Origin of the sequence: Micrococcus sp., assembly GCF_034179925.1 — a bacterium.
Classification (GTDB): Bacteria; Actinomycetota; Actinomycetes; order Actinomycetales; family Micrococcaceae; genus Micrococcus.
This window is the reverse complement of the sequence record NZ_JAXFPG010000005.1, coordinates 1-21,640: the sequence shown is the minus strand read 5'-3', so window position 1 is coordinate 21,640 and position 21,640 is coordinate 1. Positions and strand designations below refer to the sequence as shown.

Annotated in this window: 20 protein-coding genes; 15 read left to right on the top strand and 5 right to left on the bottom strand. The window is 70.5% G+C overall.

What is annotated here, in order from left to right; translation table 11 throughout:
* The 5 genes from SPI96_RS01230 to SPI96_RS01210 form a co-directional block, all read left to right on the top strand.
* Positions 1-813 (top strand): acyl-CoA dehydrogenase family protein (locus SPI96_RS01230; protein WP_321080547.1); only part of this gene is annotated, 813 nt, incomplete at its 5' end.
* A gap of 238 nt (positions 814-1,051) precedes the next feature.
* Positions 1,052-2,335 carry a serine hydroxymethyltransferase gene (gene glyA / locus SPI96_RS01225; RefSeq protein WP_237208159.1) on the top strand — a complete coding sequence of 428 codons (1,284 nt, stop codon included), beginning with the start codon at positions 1,052-1,054 and terminating at the stop codon, positions 2,333-2,335.
* Positions 2,336-2,337: 2 nt separating this feature from the next.
* Complete coding sequence (locus tag SPI96_RS01220) at positions 2,338-3,225, top strand: bifunctional methylenetetrahydrofolate dehydrogenase/methenyltetrahydrofolate cyclohydrolase (protein ID WP_321080546.1); 888 nt, start codon at positions 2,338-2,340, stop codon at positions 3,223-3,225.
* Positions 3,226-3,286: 61 nt separating this feature from the next.
* Complete coding sequence (locus SPI96_RS01215) at positions 3,287-4,291, top strand: ABC transporter ATP-binding protein (RefSeq protein ID WP_321080545.1); 1,005 nt, start codon at positions 3,287-3,289, stop codon at positions 4,289-4,291.
* Positions 4,292-4,294: 3 nt separating this feature from the next.
* A complete protein-coding gene (locus SPI96_RS01210; RefSeq protein ID WP_321080544.1) occupies positions 4,295-6,130 on the top strand; it encodes an ABC transporter permease in 1,836 nt (611 codons plus the stop codon).
* Here the strand turns inward: SPI96_RS01210 and SPI96_RS01205 are convergent.
* Complete coding sequence (locus SPI96_RS01205) at positions 6,093-7,601, bottom strand: MFS transporter (protein ID WP_321080543.1); 1,509 nt, start codon at positions 7,599-7,601, stop codon at positions 6,093-6,095. The two genes, SPI96_RS01210 and SPI96_RS01205, sit on opposite strands and share 38 nt — an antisense overlap.
* Before the next feature lie 99 nt (positions 7,602-7,700).
* Between SPI96_RS01205 and SPI96_RS01200 the strand changes: the two genes are divergently transcribed.
* The 7 genes from SPI96_RS01200 to SPI96_RS01170 all read left to right on the top strand — a co-directional run bounded on the left by SPI96_RS01200 (position 7,701) and on the right by SPI96_RS01170 (position 13,889).
* On the top strand, positions 7,701-8,258 hold the full coding sequence (locus tag SPI96_RS01200; RefSeq protein ID WP_321080542.1) for a hypothetical protein: 558 nt from the start codon (positions 7,701-7,703) through the stop codon (positions 8,256-8,258).
* A complete protein-coding gene (locus SPI96_RS01195) occupies positions 8,258-9,181 on the top strand; it encodes an exodeoxyribonuclease III (RefSeq protein ID WP_321080541.1) in 924 nt (307 codons plus the stop codon). Before SPI96_RS01200 ends, SPI96_RS01195 begins: the two co-directional genes overlap by 1 nt.
* A gap of 18 nt (positions 9,182-9,199) precedes the next feature.
* On the top strand, positions 9,200-10,312 hold the full coding sequence (trpS, locus tag SPI96_RS01190) for a tryptophan--tRNA ligase (protein ID WP_321080540.1): 1,113 nt from the start codon (positions 9,200-9,202) through the stop codon (positions 10,310-10,312).
* 202 nt (positions 10,313-10,514) lie between these two features.
* A complete protein-coding gene (locus tag SPI96_RS01185) occupies positions 10,515-11,234 on the top strand; it encodes an ABC transporter ATP-binding protein (RefSeq protein WP_321080539.1) in 720 nt (239 codons plus the stop codon).
* Entirely contained in the window at positions 11,231-12,514 is a 1,284-nt protein-coding gene (locus SPI96_RS01180; RefSeq protein ID WP_321080538.1) for an ABC transporter permease, read from the top strand. The genes SPI96_RS01185 and SPI96_RS01180 overlap by 4 nt, the downstream gene beginning before the upstream one ends.
* 46 nt (positions 12,515-12,560) lie before the next feature.
* A complete protein-coding gene (locus tag SPI96_RS01175) occupies positions 12,561-13,232 on the top strand; it encodes a DUF6264 family protein (protein ID WP_414601885.1) in 672 nt (223 codons plus the stop codon).
* A gap of 141 nt (positions 13,233-13,373) precedes the next feature.
* Positions 13,374-13,889, top strand: coding sequence for a hypothetical protein (locus SPI96_RS01170; protein ID WP_321080537.1), 516 nt, complete (start codon positions 13,374-13,376; stop codon positions 13,887-13,889).
* A 110-nt stretch (positions 13,890-13,999) separates the two neighbouring features.
* On the opposite strand, the gene SPI96_RS01165 is transcribed toward SPI96_RS01170, so the two are convergent.
* The 4 genes from SPI96_RS01165 to sdhC form a co-directional block, all read right to left on the bottom strand.
* Entirely contained in the window at positions 14,000-14,794 is a 795-nt protein-coding gene (locus SPI96_RS01165; protein WP_321080536.1) for a succinate dehydrogenase iron-sulfur subunit, read from the bottom strand.
* A complete protein-coding gene (sdhA, locus tag SPI96_RS01160; protein WP_321080535.1) occupies positions 14,794-16,581 on the bottom strand; it encodes a succinate dehydrogenase flavoprotein subunit in 1,788 nt (595 codons plus the stop codon). Before sdhA ends, SPI96_RS01165 begins: the two co-directional genes overlap by 1 nt.
* Positions 16,582-16,663: 82 nt before the next feature.
* On the bottom strand, positions 16,664-17,146 hold the full coding sequence (locus SPI96_RS01155) for a succinate dehydrogenase hydrophobic membrane anchor subunit (RefSeq protein WP_321080534.1): 483 nt from the start codon (positions 17,144-17,146) through the stop codon (positions 16,664-16,666).
* Positions 17,147-17,148: 2 nt separating this feature from the next.
* Entirely contained in the window at positions 17,149-17,553 is a 405-nt protein-coding gene (gene sdhC / locus SPI96_RS01150; RefSeq protein WP_321080533.1) for a succinate dehydrogenase, cytochrome b556 subunit, read from the bottom strand.
* A gap of 227 nt (positions 17,554-17,780) precedes the next feature.
* Here sdhC and SPI96_RS01145 point away from each other — a divergent pair, with 227 nt between their 5' ends.
* From SPI96_RS01145 to SPI96_RS01135, 3 genes are all read left to right on the top strand, one after another.
* Positions 17,781-18,932, top strand: coding sequence for a mannose-1-phosphate guanylyltransferase (locus SPI96_RS01145; protein WP_414601884.1), 1,152 nt, complete (start codon positions 17,781-17,783; stop codon positions 18,930-18,932).
* A 51-nt stretch (positions 18,933-18,983) separates the two neighbouring features.
* A complete protein-coding gene (locus SPI96_RS01140; protein WP_321080531.1) occupies positions 18,984-20,243 on the top strand; it encodes an amidohydrolase in 1,260 nt (419 codons plus the stop codon).
* A 219-nt stretch (positions 20,244-20,462) separates the two neighbouring features.
* Positions 20,463-21,602 carry a BMP family ABC transporter substrate-binding protein gene (locus tag SPI96_RS01135; RefSeq protein ID WP_321080530.1) on the top strand — a complete coding sequence of 380 codons (1,140 nt, stop codon included), beginning with the start codon at positions 20,463-20,465 and terminating at the stop codon, positions 21,600-21,602.
* The last annotated feature ends 38 nt before the right edge of the window (positions 21,603-21,640 follow it).

Genomic DNA, 21,640 nt, shown 5'->3' with positions numbered 1-21,640 from the left:
GGCCAGCAAATGCAGGCGCGGCCGGTGGAGGGCGGGTGGAGCCTTACCGGGGTGAAGCCTTTTGCCACCGGCAGCTATGTGGCCGATAAGATTTTCTCCCGGGCCTTTACCGAGGACGGCCGCCGGGTGGTGGCCCTAGTGGACGGTACCAGTGAGGGGCTTATCCGGCACGACGACTGGGACGTGCTGGGCTCCCGGCTGACGGCAACCAACAGCCTGGAATACCGGGAGGTCTTCGTGCCTGCCCAGGAGGTCATTGCCGTCCTGCCTGCGACCGACGACGAACGGGAACCCTTTAAGAACCTCTCAACCCCCGCCTTCCAGCTCCTGTTTTCAACCGTCTACCTGGCTGCCGCTGAGGGGGCCCTGCAGGAGGCCCTGGGGTACACCCGCTCATCCTCCCGCCCCTGGTTCCACGCCAGTGTAGACAAGGTGACGGACGACCCCTATATCCTGGCCCAGTACGGGGACTTTGCGGCCCGGGTACAGGCCCTATCTGCCGTAATCCAGCAGGCCACGGATGCCCTGGACTGGGCTTATGCCCAGGGGCAGGGTCTGACCCCGGCCCAGCGGGCCCAGGTTGCCGAGCAGATTGTGGCCGCAAAAATCACTGCCCACGATACCGCCCTGGCCGTAACCCAGGGGGTCTTTGACGTGACGGGGGCCCGGGCAACCAAGAGCTCGGTGGGGCTTGACCGTCACTGGCGGGACGTCCGAACCCACACCCTGCACGACCCGGTCGCCTACAAGCGGGCTGAACTGGGGGCCTACCTGCTCACCGGGCAGGAACCGACCCCCAGCCCCTACCGCTAGCAGGGGTAGGGCCGGACGGCGGGCACCCGGCCAGGTGCCCGCCGTCCGCGTAACCTCGCCGGGGTAGGAAGAAAAACCGTCTCATATAGGTAGTAGGAACTACACCTGGCGTCGCAGGTCACATACACTGGTAAGAGTTAGGGGGCAGGCTAGGCTCCCTTTGCCCATCACGTCATCTTCTGTATTCCCTCATACAGCTAATCCAGAAGAAACTGATTACCCAACTCAAGGAAGTGGCATGACCAACCTTTCACCCAACGTCACCAACCTGCCCCTGGCCGAGGTCGACCCCGAGGTCGCTGAAGCTATCAAGCAGGAGCAGGACCGCCAGCAGAACACCCTCGAAATGATTGCCTCAGAGAACTTCGCCCCCCGTGCGGTGCTTGAAGCTCAGGGCTCTGTTCTGACCAACAAGTACGCCGAAGGTTACCCCGGCCGCCGCTACTACGGCGGCTGCGAATTTGTTGACGTGGTGGAGCAGCTGGCTATCGATCGCGCCAAGGCCCTCTTCGGTGCTGACCACGCCAATGTGCAGCCCCACTCCGGTGCCCAGGCCAACAACGCCGTCATGCACGCCCTGCTGACCCCCGGTGACAAGATCATGGGCCTCTCCCTGGCCCACGGTGGCCACCTGACCCACGGTATGAAGCTCAACGTCTCAGGCAAGCTCTACGAGGTTGTTGCCTACGGTGTGGACGAAGAAACCGGTCGCGTCAACATGGACGAGGTTCGCGAGCTGGCCCTGGCTGAGAAGCCCAAGGTCATTATCGCCGGCTGGTCAGCCTACACCCGTCAGTTGGACTTCGCCGCCTTCCGCGCTATCGCCGATGAAATCGGTGCCTACCTCTGGGTCGATATGGCTCACTTCGCTGGCCTGGTTGCAGCTGGCTTGCACCCCAACCCCGTCCCCCACGCCCACGTGGTGTCCTCCACCGTCCACAAGACCCTGGCAGGCCCCCGCTCAGGTTTCATCATGTGCGTTGAAGACCTGAAGAAGAAGATCGACTCGGCTGTCTTCCCTGGCCAGCAGGGCGGTCCCCTCATGCACGCTATCGCCGGTAAGGCTACCGCCTTCAAGATCGCTGCGTCCGACATGTTCAAGGACCGCCAGGCCCGCACCCTCGAAGGCGCCAAGATCCTAGCTGACCGCCTGAACCAGGCCGACATGGCAGAAGCCGGCGTTAAGGTCATCTCCGGCGGCACCGACGTTCACCTGGTCCTGGTTGACCTGCGCGACGCCGACATCAACGGCCGTGAGGCAGAAGACCTGCTGCACGAAGCCGGTATCACCGTCAACCGCAACGCAGTGCCCAACGACCCCCGCCCGCCCATGGTCACCTCCGGCCTGCGCATCGGCACCCCCGCCCTAGCCACCCGTGGCTTCGACGCCGCTGCCTTCACCGAGGTCGCCGACATCATCGCCGAAACCCTCAAGCCCGGCGTCGACGTCGCAGCCCAGCGCCAGCGCGTCACCGCCCTGTGCGAGAAGTTCCCCCTCTACTCCGGCATCGAGGAATGGTAAACATGCCCCAGATTCTTGACGGGGTGGCAACCGCCGCCCAAATCAAAAAAGAACTCGCCGAGCGCGTCGTCGCCCTGAAAGAAAAGGGCGTCACCCCCGGCCTAGCCACCGTGCTGGTCGGCGACGACCCCGCCTCCCGCTCCTACGTGGGCGGTAAGCACCGCGACTGCGAAGAGGTCGGTATCGCCTCCATCAAGGTAGAACTTCCTGCCACCATCACCCAGGAAGAACTCGAAGCCGAGCTGGAGAAGCTGAACAATGACCCGGCCTGCACCGGCTACATCGTCCAGCTGCCCCTGCCCAAGCACATCGACACCAACCGAATCCTTGAGAAGATTGCCCCCGAAAAGGACGCCGACGGCCTGCACCCCATGAATCTGGGCCGCCTGGTGGCCTCGGTCTCCGGTGAGCTGGAGTCCCCGCTGCCGTGCACGCCGGCCGGCTGCGTGGAGCTGCTGCGGCGTCATGGTGTGGAGCTGGCCGGGAAGCACGTGCTGGTGATCGGCCGTGGCGTGACCATCGGCCGGCCCGCCGGCCTGGTGCTCACCCGCAAGGAGGTGAATGCCACCGTGACCCTGGCCCACACCGGCACCACGAACCTCGATCAGCTGCTGGCTGGGGCGGACGTGGTGATCGCTGCCGCCGGCTCGGCCCACATGGTGGGGCCGGACCAGGTCAAGGACGGCGTGATCGTCCTGGACGTGGGTGTCTCTCGTGTGACCGGCGAGGACGGCACCTCCCGGGTGCTGGGCGACGTCGACCCTGCCGTGAAGGAGAAGGCCTCCTGGATGGCGCCCAACCCTGGCGGCGTGGGCCCGATGACCCGTGTGATGCTGCTGGCCAACGTGGTGCAGGCGGCCGAGCGCGCGGCTGCGCCGCCGGAGGGCTGAGTGGGCGAGCTGTCCCACCGCTGACGGGGGCCGGCCGCGGGATGGGTTAGGGTGGCCCGGTGTGAGCTACGTTACCCATGCCGCGGTCGTCCCGTCCTTCCCTGAGGGCGAGCCACCCCTGGTCATCCGTGCCCGCGGACTGCGCAAGCAGTACGGGGAGTTCCACGCCGTGAAGGGCATCGACCTCGAAGTCCGGCCGGGGGAGTGCTTCGGTCTGCTCGGCCCGAACGGGGCCGGCAAGTCCACCACCATGCGGATGCTGGCCGGCACGTCGCAGCGCACCGCGGGCGAGCTGACGATCCTCGGGATCGACCCGGAGGAGGACGGCCCGGCGGTCCGAGCACGCCTGGGCGTGGTGCCGCAGCAGGACAACCTGGACGAGGATCTCACGGCCCGGGAGAACATCCTGATCTACGGCCGCTACTTCGGCCTGCCCTACTCCTACCTGCGTCCCAAGGCGGAGGAGCTGCTCGCCTTCGCCCAGCTCACCGAGAAGGCCGACGCGAAGGTCACTGACCTCTCCGGTGGCATGAAGCGGCGCCTCGTGATCGCTCGCGCGCTCGTCAACGAGCCCGCCCTGTTCCTGCTCGACGAGCCCACCACCGGCCTGGACCCGCAGGCGCGCCACACCCTCTGGGACCGCCTCTACCGGCTCAAGGAGCGCGGCACCACGCTCCTGCTCACCACGCACTACATGGACGAGGCCGAGCAGCTGTGCGACCGCCTCGTGGTGGTGGACGGCGGCGAGATCATGGCCTCCGGCACCCCGGCCGAGCTCATCCGCGAGCATGCCTCCCGCGAGGTCCTCGAGGCACGCTTCGGCGCGGACCGCAACGAGGCCGCCGCCCGCGCCGTGCAGGCCCACGCGGACGCGGGCGCGGTGCACCGTGTGGAGGTGCTCCCGGACCGTGTGCTGATCTACGCCGCGCACGCCGACACCCTGCACGGGGTGGTCCAGCGCCTCGTAGACGACGGCACCATCCCCGCCCCCGTGACCACCCTGACCCGGCGGGCGAGCCTCGAGGACGTGTTCCTCATCCTCACCGGCCGCACCCTGGTGGACTGAGCCGTGGCCGCCACCACGACGACGCCGCCCGCCGCCGACGGCGGCACCCCCGCCCCGCTGCGCCCGCCGCACACCGCCGCCGAGTCCGCGGAGCGGGTCAAACGCCGCGGGGTCCTGTACGTCGCGGAGCACCAGCTGCGGAGCATGCGCCGGTACGGCTCGGTGCTGATCGTCGGCGCGCTCGGCGAGCCGGTGCTCTTCCTGCTCGCCATGGGCCTGGGCATGGCCCAGCTGTTCGGCGGCGGGGTGCCGCAGGAGGCGTTGGGAGGGGTGTCCTACGTGGCGTTCATCGCGCCCGCGCTGCTGGCCTCGGGCGCCCTCATGACGGCCGCCGTCGAGTTCTCCTACCCGGTGATGGGCGGGTTCCAGTGGCACCGCACCTACTACGCGGCGCAGGCCACCCCGCTGTCCCCGGCACAGATCGCGCTCGGACACCTCGGGGCGGTCAGCCTGCGATTCGTGTTCCAGGCCTTCGTGTTCTTCCTGGTCATGCTCGCCTTCGGCGTCGTCCACAGCCCGTGGGCCTGGGTGCAGATCCTCACCGCCACCCTCGGCGGTCTGGCGGTCGGCGCCCCGATCATGGCGTTCGCCGCCTCCCTCAAGGGGGACAAGGGGCAGTTCGCCACGCTGCAGCGGCTCGTGATCATGCCGTTGTTCCTCTTCTCCGCCACGTTCTACCCGCTCGAGGCGTTGCCCGTCTGGCTGCGCTGGATCGGCTGGATCTCCCCGCAGTGGCACGCCGCCCAGCTCGGGCGCGTGCTCTCCTACGGCATGGTCGAGCCGGCGTGGCTGACGGCCCTCCACGTGGTGGTCCTGCTGGTCCTGGCCGTGGGCGGCGCGTGGCTGGCCGTGCGCATCTACACGCGCCGGCTCGGCTGGCGGCCGGGGACCCCGGATCGCGATGCCCTCGCCCGTCCCCGCGCCGACCGCGCGTCGCGCCTGGGGCGCAGGGCCAGGGCGAGCGTGTCCGAGGGGGCGGGGACTGCGTCGTCGTCCGTGGTCCGCGAGCACACGGCGGGGGTGCCGCCCATGCCGGAGATCACGGTGCGCCGGGGGCCGCTGGCCGGTCTGTACTCCGGGAACGTCCGGGCCGTGATGGAGCGGGCGTTCCTGACCCTGCGGTCCAACAACTGGGTGGTGTTCGCCTCCGGGTTCTTCGAGCCCGTCCTGTACCTGGCGTCCATGGGGATCGGCCTGGGGTCCCTCGTGGGGGACGTGCCCGGCCCGGACGGCACGCCCGTCCCGTACGGCATGTACATCGCCCCAGCCCTGCTGGCGGTGTCCGCCATGAACGGCGCCATCTACGATTCCACCTGGAACGTGTTCTTCAAGCTGCGCTACGCGAAGACGTACCAGACCATGCTCGCCACGCGCCTGGGCCCGCTGGACGTGGCTCTCGGGGAGATCGCCATGGCCCTGCTGCGCGGGCTGATCTACGCGGTGGGGTTCCTGGCTGTCATGACCTTGGGCGGGCTGGTCACCTCGTGGACCGCCGTGCTCATGGTCCCGGGCGCCCTGCTGGTGGCGCTGGCGTTCGCGTCCCTCGGCATGGCGGTGACGAGCCTCCTGAAGACGTTCCAGCAGATGGACTGGATCCAGATCGTGCTGATGCCGATGTTCCTCTTCTCCGCCACGTTCTTCCCCCTGAGCGTGTACCCGCAGCCCATCCAGTGGGTGATCCAGGTGTTCCCGCTGTGGCATGCGGTCGAGCTCATGCGCGCGCTCGCGGTGGGGGTGCTCTCCTGGGCGACGGCGGGCCACGCCCTGTACTTCGTGGTGATGTCCGCGGTCGGGGTGTGGCTCACCGCTCGTCGGCTGCGCGCCCTGTTCCTGCGGTGACGTCGGCTGCGCGGTCCCGACGACGCCGTCGCACCAGGTCCGCGACGGCCACCGCCAGGGTGCCGGCCCAGGTGACCGCGACCACGCCCATCGCCAGGGCGGCCGCGTGGCCGAAGCCGGCCGGCCCGGGCTCCGGGCCCGCCGCCGCCACGGCGCCGAAGAACACGCCGGTCACGACCGCCAGCCCCAGTGCGGAGCCGACGCGCTGCATGGTCTGGGCGATGCCTCCGGCGGCCCCGGCCTCAGGCCCGGTGACGTCGTGCATCATCAGCACCTGCACGGTGGTCAGGTAGAAGGCCTGGGCCACGCCCTGCAGCAGCAGGATCGCGGCCACCGTCCACGCCGGCCACCGTCCGGTGGCGATCAGCGGGAACGCCACCGCCAGCAGAGCCAGGGCGAGCACCCCGGTTGCCGCGCCGAGCACGGCGAACCACGCGCCGTGCCCCTCCACCCGGGCGCCAACCCAGGAGGACAGGGCCGTGACCACCAGGGCGGAGGTGACGGTCATCAGGCCGGCGGCGAGCGCACTCAGGCCCATGCCCTGCTGGAGGAAGAGGGTGACCACCGCGAAGATCCCCGGCATGGTGGCCAGGAACAGGGCCGAGCCCACGGCCCCGTACGTGAAGGAGGGGCGGCGGAACAGGGCAGGGTCCACCATGGGTTCCACACCGGTGGCCGGCGCCCGCCGCCGCATCCGGTTCTCCCAGACCCACCACCCCACGAGCAGGACCAGGGCGATCGCGGCCAGCCATCCGTGGCCGCGCAGGATGAACGGCAGCATCAGCAGGGTGGTGCCGACGCCCAGCAGCAGCCCGCCGATGGGGTCGAGGGCGTGCAGCGAGCGGCGGTGCTCGGCGTCGCGCGGGGCGGCGTCCGAGGGCAGCCAGCGCAGGGCGGCCGTCAGGGCGGCCAGGCCCACAGGCACGTTCACCAGGAACGCGCCGCGCCAGCCCCACTGCCCGCCCAGGACGGCCACCATCAGGCCTCCTAGCAGCGGGCCCACGGCCACGGCCAGGCCGATCACCGTGCCGAAGAGGCCGTAGGCGAGCCCCCGGGCCCGGCCGGTGAAGTTCGACTGGATCATGCCGACGATCTGCGGGTTGAACAGGCCCGCCCCCACACCGGTGGCCAGGCGTGCCGCGTTCACCATGCCGGGGGAGAGGGCGAGCCCGGAGGCGAGCTGGCCGAGGGTGAACAGGGCGATGCCGGCCACGAACAGCCGTTTGCGCCCCCACAGGTCCCCGGCGCGCCCGGCGGCCACCAGCACGACGCCGAAGGTCAGGGTGTACCCGGCGAGCACCCACTGCAGGTCCGCGCTGGAGGCCTGCAGGTCCTCCTGGAGGGCGGGCAGGGCCACGTTCACGATGGACACGCCCATGAGCGCGAGGAACAGGGGCATCAGCAGCACAGTCAGCAGGCGCCGCTGCGCGGGGGTGAGGCCGGCACCGCCGGCGGGGGGAGCAGGGGTCACCGGGCCAGGATAGGCCCGCCGCGCCCACGATTCGGAGGCCGGGGCCTGGGTGGGCGATGATGGAGGCCGGTCCCCGAGCACCCATGGAGGAGCATCCGCATGACCCAGAGCATCCCGTCCGGCACCCGCCCGGCCCGTCCCGCCCCCCGCGCCGGTGGGGCGCGCGTCGGGGGCCTGGGCCTGGCCATGATGGTCCTCGTGCTGGTGGTGGCCGTGATCTTCGCGGCGAACGCCAACGACGTGATCGGCTGGCTCGTGGTGGCCGTCTCCGCCGGCTGGCTGGTGTTCGCTGTCATCGCCTACCTGCAGGTGCGCCGCGGGGTGCGCGAGGCCGCCCGCCGCGTGGACACCACCGTCCTGGGCATGCGCGCGGACGCCGTCGCGGCCCTGCGCGGGGGTGCCGCCCCGGGCCCGGTCCCCTCCGCAGCCCCCGCAGCCCCCGCAGCGGACTCGATGCGGGACACCAAGCTGGACCACTCCTTCAAGATCGTCCAGGTGCAGGCGCGCGTGGTCAGGGAGCAGCTCGAGGCCGGGGACGGCCTGGACCGCGAGATGGTGGACCGTGCCCTGGAGACCATCCACATCACCGCCGCCAACGCGCGGGACATGATCAAGGGCGGGGACGAGGGACCCGTCTCCGGGACGGTGGTCTCCTGATGGCCGAGCAGACACCTGCCCAGAACCCCTCCCACCCCCCGGAGCCCGCCGAGGGTGAGCCGGTGGTGCACGCCAATGCCGGCGCCCCCAAGGCGGATGGTGCCGTGCGCGTGGCCACCGTGAACGTCAACGGCCTGCGGGCCTCGCACCGCAAGGGCATGATCGGCTGGTTCGCCGGCCGCGGCGTGGACGTGCTGACCCTCCAGGAGGTCCGTGCCCCCGCGGACATCGTGGCCTCCCTGATCCCGCAGGTCGTGGGCCCGGAGTGGGACGAGGTGCACGTCGTGGATGCCGAGGCCGAGGCCAAGGGCCGGGCCGGCGTCGCGATCGCCTCCCGGTTCCCCATCGAGGCCACCCGGGTGGGCATCGGGGATGCAGACGCATACTTCGACGCCGCCGGCCGCTGGATCGAGGCGGACCTGCGCCTGCCGGACGGCACGCTGCTGACGGTCGTCTCCGCCTATGTGCACACCGGAGGGGTGGACACCCCCAAGCAGGACGACAAGTACCGCTTCCTCACCGAGATGGTGCGCCGGCTCACGGAGCTGCGCGCCCAGGGGAACCCGGCCCTCGTGACCGGCGACCTCAACGTGGGCCACACCGAGCTGGACATCAAGAACTGGAAGGCCAACCGCAAGAAGGCCGGGTTCCTGCCCGAGGAGCGCGCCTACTTCGACCGCTTCTTCGGTGAGCTGGGCTGGGTGGACGTCGCCCGCCGCCTTGCCGGCGAGGTGCCCGGACCCTACACGTGGTGGTCCATGCGCGGCAAGGCCTTCGACAACGACGCCGGCTGGCGCATCGACTACCAGATGGCCACCCCGGACCTCGCGGACCGGGCGACCGGCGCCGTCGTGGACCGCGCCCCCACGTGGGGCACCCGCTTCTCCGACCACGCCCCGCTCGTGGCCGACTACCAGTTCTGAGCCCAGAGGAGGGCCGCGATGACCGAGCAGACCCCGGTGGCGCCGCAGGACGGCGCCCGCAAGAACACCGTCCAGGACGTCCTCGCCCAGGACGCCGGCCGCACCGCGCACCTGGCCGGCGCCTCCGCGCGCCACCGCGTGCTCTCCGGCATGCAGCCCTCGGCGGACTCCCTGCACCTGGGCAACTACCTGGGCGCCCTCGTGAACTGGGAGCGCACGCAGCGCGACTTCGAGGCGTTCTTCTTCATCCCCGACCTGCACGCGATCACCGTGCCGCAGGACCCGGAGGCGCTGGCCCAGCGCACCCGCGTGGCGGCGGCGCAGTTCATCGCCGGCGGGATCGACCCGGAGCGCTCCACCCTGTTCGTGCAGTCCCAGGTGCCCGAGCACGCCCAGCTGGCGTGGGTGCTGACCTGCATGACCGGCATGGGCGAGGCCATGCGGATGACGCAGTTCAAGGACAAGTCCGCCAAGCAGGGCGCGGAGGCCGCCGGCGTCGGGCTGCTGGCCTACCCGATGCTCATGGCCGCGGACATCCTGCTGTACCAGCCGCACGGGGTGCCCGTGGGCGACGACCAGCGCCAGCACGTGGAGCTCACCCGGGACCTCGCCCAGCGCTTCAACCACCGGTACGGCGAGACCTTCGTGGTCCCCACCGGCTTCTACCCGGAGACCGGCGCCCGCATCTACGACCTGCAGGACCCGATCTCCAAGATGTCCAAGTCCGCGGCCTCCCCGAACGGGCTGATCAACCTCCTGGACGAGCCCAAGGTCACCGCCAAGCGCATCCGCTCCGCCGTCACGGACGACGGCACCGAGGTCCGCTTCGACCGGGCAGCCAAGCCCGGGGTGTCCAACCTGCTGACCATCCTCTCCGCGGTCACGGGCACGCCGATCGCGCAGCTGGAGGAGGAGTTCGTCGGGAAGATGTACGGCCACCTCAAGGTGGCGGTGGCCGAGGCCGTCGTCGAGCGCCTGGCCCCGGTGCGCGAGCGCGCCCTGGCCCTGCTGGACGACCCTGCCGAGCTGGATCGGATCCTCGCCGCCGGCGCGGCCAAGGCCCGGGAGGTGGCCACCCCCGTGCTCGAGGACGTGTACGCGAAGGTGGGCTTCCTGCCTCCGCTGCGCTGAGCCCGAGGCGGTGCCCCGGACACGCTCGGGCTGTCCCGGCCCAGGGCCGGGGCCGGTGGCGTCGTCCCCGGGCCGCCCTGGTATCCGACTCAAGACGGACGCGCCGGGGAGGCGCGCCATGCCAGGATGGAGGCCGTGGTGCCTCCCCCAGAGCGCCCGTGTCCGCCCAGAAGGGCAGGAGAGGAGATCATCAGTGGAGACGATGAGCGCGCCTGTGACGGCGCCGCCCGGCGGGCCGGAACCCGCCCTGGAGACCGAGAACCTCGTGAAGGTGTACGGCAGTGGGGCCTCCCGCTTCGACGCCCTCAAGGGCATCACGCTGCAGATCGCCGCCGGCGAGTCCGTGGCCGTGGTGGGCAAGTCCGGCTCCGGAAAGTCCACGCTGATGCACCTGCTGGCGCTGCTGGACCAGCCCACGTCCGGCGTCGTCGCCATGGACGGCCAGCCCGTCTCCCAGCTCAAGCCCGCTGAGGTCGCCCAGCTCCGCAACGAGCGGTTCGGCTTCGTGTTCCAGCAGTTCTTCCTCAACCCGGCGCAGACCGTGCTGGAGAACGTGGTCCTGCCCCTGAAGATCGCCGGGGTGCCCCGCCGGGAGCGCACCGAGCGTGGCATGCAGATGCTCGAGCGCCTGGACCTGGCGGACAAGGCGGGCAACCGGGCCATGGACCTCTCCGGAGGCCAGAAGCAGCGCGTGTGCATCGCCCGCGCCCTGGTCAACAAGCCCACCGTGCTCTTCGCCGACGAGCCCACGGGCAACCTGGACTCGGCCACCTCCCGGACGGTGGAGGACATCCTCTTCGGACTGCACCGCGAGGAGGGCATCACCCTGGTGGTCGTCACCCACGACGACGACCTCGCCGCCCGCTGCCAGCGTCGCCTGGTGATGCAGGACGGCATGATCGTGGAGGAGACCCGAGCATGAGGACCATGGACCTGGCCGGCACTGCCCTGGCCAACACGATGCGCTCGAAGCTGCGCACGCTGCTCACGGTGCTCGCCATCGTGATCGGTGCCTTCACCCTCACCCTGACCTCCGGTCTGGGCGCGGGCATCAACAAGTACGTGGACAACCTCGTGGAGGGCTTCGGCGCCCCAGACGAGATGAGCGTCACGAAGGTCTCCTCGTCTCCCATGCCCGGCATGGGCATGGCCGGCGAGGCCCCCACGGAGTACGAGGACTCCCCGGCCGGCGAACAGTGGGGGATGGCCCTGCTGACCCCGCAGGACCTGGAGGCCATCCGGGGCGTCGAGCACGTCACGGACGTGGAGACCACCCGGTTCGTGGAGGTGGACTACCTGCAGGGTGCCGACGGCCGCCGTTGGGACACCGCCTTCATGGGTTCGTCCTTCGAGGTCGAGATGCTGTCTCTGGATGCCGGGCGCGCCCCGGCCCCGGACGCCCGTGAGGTGACCGTGCCCCAGGCGTGGGTGGAGTCCCTGGGCGGGAACAGCTCCGAGGACGTGCTCGGCCAGCAGGTGACCCTTGTGGCCTCCGACCCCCTCCAGCGGCCGGGCTCCGTGGAGGCGACGGTGGTGGGCGTGACCGAGACCGTGGCCTCCGGCTCCGGCAGCAGCCCTGTGCCGTCCCGGGCGCTCGAGGATGCCATCCACGAGATCCAGACTCGCGGCCTGCCCGAGGAACAGCGCAACACGTTCTTCCAGGCCACCGTCACCGTGGAGGGCATGCCGGGCAATGAGGCCGCTGTGAAGGCCGCGCTCGCGGAGCGCGGCTACCGGGCCCAGACCCTCGAGGACCAGCTCGGTGTGATCCGCGGGATCATCGACGCCGTCACCTGGGTGCTCAACGGCTTCGCCCTGATCGCCCTGCTCGCGGCCAGCTTCGGCATCATCAACACCCTGCTGATGGCCGTGCAGGAACGCACCCGGGAGATCGGCCTGATGAAGGCCCTGGGCATGACGGGCGGGAAGATCTTCGGCCTGTTCACCCTGGAGGCCGTGGTGATCGGCCTGCTCGGCTCGCTGATCGGTGTGGGCCTGGGCCTGGCGGTCGGGCTGATCGCCAATGCCTGGCTCACTGCCGGCCCGCTCAGCGGCGTCACCGGCCTGGTGCTGTACGCCGTGAACCCGATCGCGCTGCTGCTGATCGTCCTGCTGATCGTGGGCATCGCGTTCCTGGCGGGCACTCTGCCCGCGGCCCGCGCCGCCCGCAAGGACCCCATCGAGGCGCTCCGCCACGAGTGAGCGCCCCCGGCATCTTCGCCCCACCATCCGTTCGAAGGAGAACACCATGAGCAGCACCACCCCCGACCCCCAGAACCCGGGTCCTCAGTACGGCCAGGCGCCCCAGTACAACCAGGCGCCCCAGCACAACCAGACGCCCCAGTACGGCGAGCCGGGTTCCCGCTTCGGCACGCAGCCCTACGGGGCCGCGCCGCAGCAGTTCGGCGGCCCGGTCGCCGAGCCGAAGAAGTTCCGCACGCTGCTGACCCTGACCCTGGCCTCGGCCGGCCTGTACGCCCTGTCCGGGCTGATCAGCCTGTTCATGGACCGCACCGAGACGACCCGCCAGATGCTCCAGGAGCAGGGCCGGACCGGTGCCGAGCTCGAGCAGGCGGTGCAGGCGTCCTCGACCTTCGGCCTGATCGTCGGTGTGGTGGCGCTGGTCGTCGTCCTGGGCCTGTACGCCCTCGTGTACGTCGGTCTGCGCTCCGTGAAGAACTGGGCGCGCATCACCGGCATCGTGTTCGCGATCATCAGCGTGGTCATGACCCTCCTGTCGCTGCTCGGCGCCGGCCTGCTCGCCGGCCTGGGTCTCACCATCATCGATCTGGGCAGCCCGCTGGGCATCCTCTCCGCCGTCCTCAGCGTGGTCGCCCTGGTGGTGAACATCCTGTGGTTGGTGAACGCTTTCAACAAGGACGTCGCCGCGTACACCAAGCAGGGGCGCGTCACCGTCTGATCCCGGCCGCGGTCTCCCGCCGCCTCCACGGCCCCCGCACCCGCCTCGGCGTGGTGCGGGGGCCGTCGTCGTCCCCGGTGTCCTCGGGAGGAGCATGCCTTGCAGGAGGAGCGGGCCTCCGGGATGGGCGAGGATGGGGGCATGAGCCCTGCATCGCACCGTCTGCCGTTCGAGCACCCCGCCCTCGAGGACCCGGCGATCCGGGTGCCCCTGCGGCGGCACCAGGTGATGACGCTCGCCGCCGGGGTGGCCTCGGCTCTGGGCACTGCCGGGGCCCTGACCCTGCAGGCGGACCCGGTGTTCGTGCGGCGCACCCTCGAGGCCCGCACCTGGGGGGTGGAGGAGATCACCGGTGCCCGTGTGGCCGAGGCCCTCGTCGGGCCGGGGCAGACGGCCGCGGCCGTGCTGGCCGTGCTGGCGCTGACCGCGCTGGTGGTGCTGGGGGCCTCGCGCCTGTGGGGTCCCACCCGCTGGGTCGGCGCGGTCGCCGCCCTCGTGGGCCTGCTCTGCGGGGCCTACTGGGCGGTGGACGGCCAGGCGATCCTCGCCGTCGGCGCCCCGCTCGTGCTCGTCGGGTGCGCGGCCATGGTGGTGTTCTGCGCCGCCTGGCTGCTCACTGCCTTCTCCCGCCCGGTGCGGTCCGCCTTCGACGGCTGAGAACCCCCGCACGACGACGGCCCGCCCCGGTGGGCGCGGTGCACGCGCCCCGGGACGGGCCGTCGTCGTGGTGGGGGAGGGCCGGCGGTGGGCCAGCCCTCCCCAGGGGATCAGAAGGTGCGGGCCAGGATGGCCTGCTTCACCTCGGCGATCGCCTTGGTCACCTCGATGCCGCGGGGGCAGGCCTCCGAGCAGTTGAAGGTGGTGCGGCAGCGCCACACGCCCTCCTTGTCGTTGAGGATCTCCAGGCGCATGTCCCCGGCCTCGTCGCGCGAGTCGAAGATGAACCGGTGCGCGTTCACGATGGCCGCCGGCCCGAAGTACTGGCCGTCCGTCCAGAACACGGGGCAGGAGGAGGTGCACGCGGCGCAGAGGATGCACTTGGTGGTGTCGTCGTAGCGTGCGCGGTCCTCGGGGGACTGGTGGCGCTCCTTGGTGGGCTCGTGGCCCTTGGTCACCAGGAAGGGCATGATCTCGCGGTAGGACTGGAAGAACGGCTCCATGTCCACGATCAGGTCCTTCTCCACGGGCAGGCCCTTGATGGGTTCCACCACGATGGGCTTGGACAGGTCGAGGTCCTTGAGCAGCACCTTGCAGGCCAGGCGGTTGCGGCCGTTGATGCGCATGGCATCGGAGCCGCAGATGCCATGGGCGCACGAACGGCGGAAGGAGAGGGTGCCGTCGTGGTCCCACTTGACCTTGTGCAGGGCGTCCAGCACGCGGTCCGTGCCGTACATGGTCAGGCGCCACTCGTCCCAGTAGGCCTCCTCGGAGACCTCCGGCAGGTACCGGCGGACCTTGAGGACGATGTCGAAGGACGCGACCTCACCGGCGCCGCCGGAGGTCTCCTGAGCGGCGGACTGGCGCGCCGCGGGGGCCGTGGTCTCGGTTGCTGCGTGGCTCATCAGTACTTACGCTCCATCGGCTGGTAACGGGTGACGACGACGGGCTTCGTCTCGAAGCGGATGCCCTTCACGCCCTCCATCTCCGCGGTCTCGTCGCGGTAGATCATGGTGTGCGCCATGAAGTTCTCGTCGTCGCGGTTCGGGTAGTCCTCGCGGTAGTGGCCGCCACGGGACTCCTTGCGGCCCAGGGCCGCCAGAGTCATCGCCTCGGCGATGTCCAGGAGGTAGCCCAGCTCCATCCCCTCGAGGAGGTCCAGGTTGAAGCGGCGGCCCTTGTCCTGCACGGAGACGTTCTCGTAGCGGGCGCGCAGCTCCTCGATCTTCGTCAGGGCGCGGCGGATCGAGTCCTCGTCGCGGAACACCTGCATGTCCGCGTCCATGGACTCCTGCAGCTCGGCGCGGATGTCCGCGACACGCTCGGAGCCGGTGGCCGAACGCAGGTTCTCGATGTGCTCGAGGGTCGGCTGCTCGCCGCCCTCGGGCAGCTCCACCCAGTCCGCGGACTGCGCGTACTCGGCGGCGTAGATGCCGGCGCGGCGGCCGAACACGTTGATGTCCAGCAGGGAGTTGGTGCCCAGGCGGTTCGAGCCGTGCACGGACACGCAGGCCACCTCGCCGGCGGCGTACAAGCCCGGGACGACGGTGTCGTTGTCCTGCAGGACCTCGGCCTTGATGTTCGTGGGGATGCCGCCCATGAAGTAGTGGCAGGTGGGGAACACCGGCACCGGCTCCGTGTACGGCTCCACGCCCAGGTAGGTGCGGGCGAACTCGGTGATGTCCGGCAGCTTCTCGTCGATGTGCGCCGGCTCCAGGTGCGTCAGGTCCAGCAGCACGTAGTCCTTGTTCGGGCCGGCGCCGCGGCCCTGACGGACCTCCTCGGCCATGGACCGGGCCACGATGTCGCGCGGGGCGAGGTCCTTGATGGTGGGGGCGTAGCGCTCCATGAAGCGCTCGCCGTCCGCGTTGCGCAGGATGCCGCCCTCGCCGCGGGCCGCCTCGGAGAGCAGGATGCCCAGACCGGCCAGGCCGGTGGGGTGGAACTGCACGAACTCCATGTCCTCCAGCGGCAGGCCCGCACGGTAGGCGATCGCCATGCCGTCGCCGGTGAGGGTGTGGGCGTTGGAGGTGGTCTTGTAGACCTTGCCGGCGCCGCCGGTGGCGAACACCACGGACTTGGCCTGGAACACGTGCAGCTCGCCGGTGGCGAGCTCATAGGCGACGACGCCGGCCACGCGCTTCTGCGTGTAGGGCGTGCCGTCCTCGCGCGCGGCGTCCTCGTCCACCATGAGCAGGTCCAGCACGTAGAACTCGTTGTAGAACTCCACGTTGTGCTTGACGCAGTTCTGGTAGAGCGTCTGCAGGATCATGTGGCCGGTGCGGTCCGCGGCGTAGCAGGCGCGGCGCACGGGGGCCTTGCCGTGGTCACGGGTGTGGCCGCCGAAGCGGCGCTGGTCGATCCGGCCCTCCGGGGTGCGGTTGAAGGGCAGGCCCATCTTCTCGAGGTCGAGCACCGCGTCGATGGCCTCCTTGGCCATGACCTCGGCGGCGTCCTGGTCCACCAGGTAGTCGCCGCCCTTGATGGTGTCGAAGGTGTGCCACTCCCAGTTGTCCTCCTCGACGTTGGCCAGGGCGGCGCACATGCCGCCCTGGGCCGCGCCGGTGTGGGAGCGGGTGGGGTAGATCTTCGTGAGGACGGCGGTGCGTGCGCGCTGGCCGGACTCGATGGCCGCGCGCATACCGGCGCCGCCGGCTCCGACGATCACCACGTCGTACTTGTGTACCTGCATTCGGGGTTCTCTCTCTCAGTGTGCGTGCCCTGCGGCCCGGGGAGGGCCGGACGCGGGGCGAGTCGAGTCGGGTCCGGGACGCTCAGGAGCAGAAGGCCGGTGAGCCCGGGTGGAGAGCGCCGGTGGCGGGGTTCACCATGCACGGCTCGAAGGTGAAGATCACCAGGGTGCCCAGCACGATGATCGCCGCGGTGGCGATGTAGAGGATCATCGAGAGCCAGAACCGCACGCGGTCGTTCTCGGCGTAGTCCATGATGATGGTCCGCAGGCCGTTGGCGCCGTGCAGCATGGCCAGCCACAGCAGGGCGAGGTCCCAGTACTGCCAGAGCGGGTGGGCCCACTTGCCGGCCACGAAGCCGAAGTCGAGCCCGGTGATGCCGTCCCCGACCATCAGGTTGGAGAACAGGTGCACGAAGATGAGCACCACGAGGAACACACCGGACACGCGCATGAACAGCCAGGCGAGCATCTCGAAGTTGCCCCGACGGCCGCCGTCGCGGGTGAACTTGGGGTCGATGCGGCCGCTGCGGGGGGCGGCCAGGGGGGTCTCAGCGGTGGTGCTCATGGTCAGTGGCCTCCGAAGGCGATCGAGAGGTGGCGGACGGCGAAGCCCAGGAAGAGGACGGCCCACACGGCCAGCACGACCCACAGCAGGGTCAGGTGGTGCCGGGTGCCGCCCTTCCAGAAGTCCACGAGGATGATCCGCACGCCGTTGAGGGCGTGGAAGAGGATCGCCGCCACCAGGGCCGTCTCGCCGAGCGCGAAGTACCAGGTCTTGTAGCTGTCGATCACGGCGTCGTAGACCTCGGGGGAGACCCGCACCATCGCCGTGTCCAGCACGTGGACGAGCAGGTAGAAGAAGATCACGACACCGGTGACGCGGTGGCCCACCCAGGACCACATGCCGCCATGGCCCCGGTACAGGGTCCCGCGGCCGGTCGAGGCCGGGGCCTGCGCAGTGGCGCTAGACACGGTTGATACCTCCAAGGGGAATGACCCGACGGTGAACGGTCCGCGCAGGCGGTCCGATGCCGAGGGGTGCGAGTGGTTTCCTTCGGTCCAGGGTAGTCCTTTTTGCCGCGCGCCGTGGGGCAGGTCACCTTTCCGTCGCCTCCGCTCCCGACCATGCCCCGGACGCGCCCCCGTCCCCACCCGACGTGCGGGATTCGGAGCCTCTCCCGCCTATTCCGTACCCTAGGGTGGTGACCACTGACTCCACCTCGGCCGTCCCCGCCCCCGGCGCGGACCGCCCCGCGCTCGAGCGCTTCCACGCCGTGATCCCCGCCGGCGGTGTCGGCACCCGGCTGTGGCCGCTCTCTCGCGCCGCAGCCCCCAAGTTCCTCCACGACCTCACCGGCTCCGGCCAAACCCTCATCCGCGCCACCTGGGACCGCCTCGTGCCCCTGGCCGCCGGGATGCTGGTGGTCACCGGCGAGGCCCACCGCGAGGCCGTGTGCCGGCAGCTGCCGGACCTTGCCGACGAGGACCTCGTCCTCGAGCCCGAGCCCAAGGACTCCGCTGCCGCCATCGGCCTGGCCGCGGCCATCCTGTGGCTGCGGGACCCGGAGACGATCATGGGCTCCTTCGCGGCCGACCAGGTGATCGGCCCCGTGGAGGTCTTCCAGGACGCCGTCGCCCAGGCCGTGGCCACCGCCGCCACCGGGCGCATCGTCACCATCGGCATCACCCCCACCCACCCGGCCACCGGCTTCGGCTATATCCGCTCCGGGCGCCGGCTCGGCGTCGAGGGCGCCCCGGACGCCCTGGACGTGGCCGCGTTCGTGGAGAAGCCGGACCAGAAGGTCGCCGAGCGCTACGTGGCCTCGGGCCGCTACCTCTGGAACGCGGGCATGTTCGTGGCGCCGGTCGCGCTCATGCTCGAGCACCTCGAGGCGAACGAGCCCGAGCTGCATGCCGGGCTCATGGAGATCGCCCGCGCCTGGGACACCCCGGAGCGTGACGAGGTCATGGCGCGGGTGTGGCCGGGCCTGAAGAAGACCGCCATCGACTACGCCGTGGCCGAGCCGGCCGCCACCGCCGGCGACGTCGCCGTCATCCCCGGCACCTTCACCTGGGACGACGTGGGCGACTTCGCCGCGATCGCCCGCCTCAACCCCGTCAAGGACGCCTCGGGCATCACCGTCATCGGCAGCACCCCGCGCGTGTACTCCTCCGACGCCTCCGGTGTGGTGGTCACGGACACCGACCGGGTGATCGCGCTGATCGGCATCGAGGACGTCGTCGTGGTGGACACCGGGGACGCGCTGCTGGTGACCACCACCGAGCACGCCCAGGACGTGAAGAAGACCGTGGAGTCCCTCAAGGCCACCGGCGCCGACGACGTCCTCTGAGTGTGACGGACTCCTTCCCGCGGCGGAAGCCCCCACGTTAGGGTCGAACGCATGACCCCGCCCGACTCGCTGCTGCCCGGTGATTCCCCCACGAAGGCGCTGCCGTCCGTGGCACCCGTGGCGAAGCCTCTGGAGGAGGCGGTGGTCACGCTGCGTCGGGACCTGCACCGCCACCCCGAGCTCTCGTTTGAGGAGTACCGCACCACGGACCGGATCGTGGAGATCCTCACGGAGTACGGGCTCTCCCCGGTGCGCCTCGAGGGCACCGGCGCCTACGTGGACGTGGGGGAGGGGCCCCTCGTGCTCGCGCTCCGCGCGGACATCGACGCCCTGCCCGTCGAGGAGGAGACCGGTCTTCCCTACGTGTCCGTGAACGACGGCGTCGCCCACGCCTGCGGGCACGACATGCACACCGCCGTCATGCTCGGCACCGCGCTGACACTGGCACGGATCCTGCGCGGGGCCACCCCCGACCCGGCCCTGCGCGAGCTCGCCGACCGCCTCCGGGGGCGGGTCCGCGTGATCTTCCAGCCCGCCGAGGAGCGCCTGCCCGGCGGCGCGCTCGCCGTCATCCGTCAGGGCGTGCTGGACGGGGTACCGCGGGTGCTCGCCGCGCACTGCGACCCCCACTTCGACGTCGGCACGATCGGCACACGCATCGGCGCCATCACCTCGGCGGCGGACACCGTGCGGATCACCCTGACCGGCCGGGGCGGGCACACCTCGCGTCCGCACCTGACCGAGGACATGGTGTTCGCCCTGTCCCAGATCGCCGTGAACGTGCCCGCCGTGCTCTCCCGGCGCATCGACGTCCGCTCCGCGGTCTCCGTGGTGTGGGGACAGATCGCCGCCGGCTCCGCGCCGAACGCGATCGACAACACCGGCTACCTGGCCGGGACCATGCGCTGCCTGGACGTGGAGGTGTGGGAGGAGGCCGGTGCGCTGCTGGACGAGGTCGTCACGCAGGTCGCCGCCCCCTACGGGGTGCAGGTGCAGCTCGAGCACATCCGCGGTGTGCCCCCGGTGACCAACACGGAGGCCGAGACCACCCTGCTGGAGAACGCGGCCCGGCGCGAGCTCGGCCCGCGCGCCATCCAGCTCACCCCGCAGTCCATGGGAGGGGAGGACTTCGCGTGGATGACCCAGCGGCTGCCCGGCTCCATGCTGCGCCTGGGCACCCGGACCCCCGGCGGGGCCACCTACGACCTGCACCGCGGCGACTACGCCCCGGACGAGCGGGCGATCGGCATCGGCATGCGCGTGTTCACCGCCGCCGCACTCGAGGCGCTCCTGGAGCCGGACCGGGGCTGAGCGTCCCCTCGCCCGGTCACGGGTCGGTGGGATCAGGCCGAGCTGCCCGCCCGGCCGTCACGACAGCACCCGCCAGGCGAACTCTGGGTAAACTCCCTGCCACGGGCACCGGCGCCTGGATCTGCGGCGCGACACACCGCCGCGGCCGCGCCGTCGTCCCCGGCTCCCGGCCCACCGGGGGCGAGTCTCGCACTGCGTCGTTCCGAAATGAGGATCCCCATGGGCATCACCGCCCCGTCCGCCCGTCGCTCCCTCCTGATCCCCGCCGCGCTGCTCAGCAGCAGCCTGCTCCTGGCCGGCTGCGGGGCCCCGCCCGAGGAGTCCGCCGCGCCCACCTCCACCGGTGCCGCGATCTCCGTGGACCCCGCCGCGGGCTCGGAGAACTCGGACCACAAGGTCTGCATCGTCTCGGATGCGGGCGGCTTCGACGACCGCTCCTTCAACGAGTCCTCCTACACGGGCCTGATGGCGGCCAAGGAGGCCTACGGCATCCAGACCGGCCAGATGGAGTCCCAGGACACCTCCCAGTACACGCCGAACGTCAACGCCCAGGTGCAGGCCGGCTGCAACTCCGTGATCGTCGCCGGCTACCTGATGGACAAGGCCATCAAGCCCATCGCCGCGGCCCACCCGGAGGTGAACTTCTACGCCGTGGACATCACCGAGGGCACCTTCACCGACAACGTGAAGCTGCTGACCTACGACACCACGCAGGCCGCCTTCCTGGCCGGCTACGCGGCCGCCTCCGCCACCGAGACCGGTGCCGTCGCCACCTACGGCGGCATGGCGATCCCCACCGTGATGATCTTCATGGACGGCTTCGCCGCGGGGGTGGAGCACTACAACGAGGTCAAGGGCGAGAACGTCAAGGTCCTCGGCTGGGACCGCAAGGCCAAGACCGGCTCCTTCACCGGCGACTTCGAGAACCAGGCCAACGGCAAGACCAACACCACCAACCTCATCAACGAGGGCGCCGACATCGTCATGCCCGTCGCCGGCACGGTGGGCCTGGGCACCCTGGACGCCGTCAAGGAGGCCAACGCCGCGGGCAAGGACGTCAAGGTCGTGTGGGTCGACACCGACGGCTACGAGTCCACCGACGCCGGCGACGTGATCCTCACCTCCGTGATGAAGAACATGGGCCAGTCCGTGTCCGACGTGATCGGCCAGGAGCTGCAGGACAAGTTCTCCCCCGAGCCCTACGTGGGCACCCTGGAGAACGGCGGCGTGGAGCTCGCCCCGTTCCACGCCTTCGACGACAAGGTCTCCCAGGAGACCAAGGACGAGCTGAAGAAGCTCGAGGAGCAGATCATCTCCGGCGAGCTGACCATCGACTCCGAGTACTCGCTCACCCGCTGACCGGCCGCGTCCTCGCGGACGCCGCCCACCCCCGGGGG